Origin of the sequence: Enterococcus sp. 125944 (assembly GCF_051909435.1) — a bacterium.
GTDB lineage: Bacteria > Bacillota > Bacilli > Lactobacillales > Enterococcaceae > Enterococcus_D > Enterococcus_D gallinarum.
Map to the genome: position 1 here is coordinate 1 of NZ_JBQASY010000064.1, position 772 is coordinate 772.

Annotated in this window: 1 protein-coding gene; it reads right to left on the minus strand. The window is 43.1% G+C overall.

All coding sequences use genetic code 11. From position 1 onward, the window contains the following. Positions 1-772: MucBP domain-containing protein (locus tag ACTFWY_RS17800; protein WP_439939974.1), on the minus strand; the 772-nt coding region annotated here is incomplete at both ends.

The following is a 772-nucleotide window of genomic DNA, read 5'->3' on the forward strand; positions in this document are numbered from 1 at the left end:
GTCACTCATTGTTCCAGTGCTATTAGTTGGTAATTGTTTCGTGTCTAATGTATAACCACTGATCGTTAGTTTGTATACATCTGTCGTAGCGTCGTAGTCATCTCCAACATTCCCTGTGATCACTTGTGGTGCGTGGATCTCATTTCCATCTGTGTCCACATATTCTACCGTCACATCTGCCGCTTTCACAGGATCTTTCGCATATACATAGGTCACGGTTTGCGCTTGGTCACTCATTGTTCCAGTGCTATTAGTTGGTAATTGTTTCGTGTCTAATGTATAACCACTGATCGTTAGTTTGTATACATCTGTCGTAGCGTCGTAGTCATCTCCAACATTTCCTGTAATGATTTGTGGTGCGTGGATCTCATTTCCATCTGTGTCCACATATTTCACCGTCACATCCGCCGCTTTTACAGGATCTTTCGCGTATACATAGGTCACGGTTTGCGCTTGATCACTCATCACTCCAATGCCATTATTTGGCAATTGTTTCGTGTCTAATGTATAACCACTGATCGTTAGTTTGTATACATCTATCGTAGCGTCGTAGTCATCTCCAACATTTCCTGAAATGACTTGTGGTGCGTGGATCTCATTTCCATCTGTATCCACGTATTTCACTGTCACATCCGCCGCTTTCACAGGGTCTTTCGCGTATACATAGGTCACGGTTTGCGCTTGATCACTCATTACCCCAGTGCCATTATCTGGCAACTGTTTCGTGTCTAATGTATAACCACTGATCGTTAGTTTGTATACATCCGTCGTA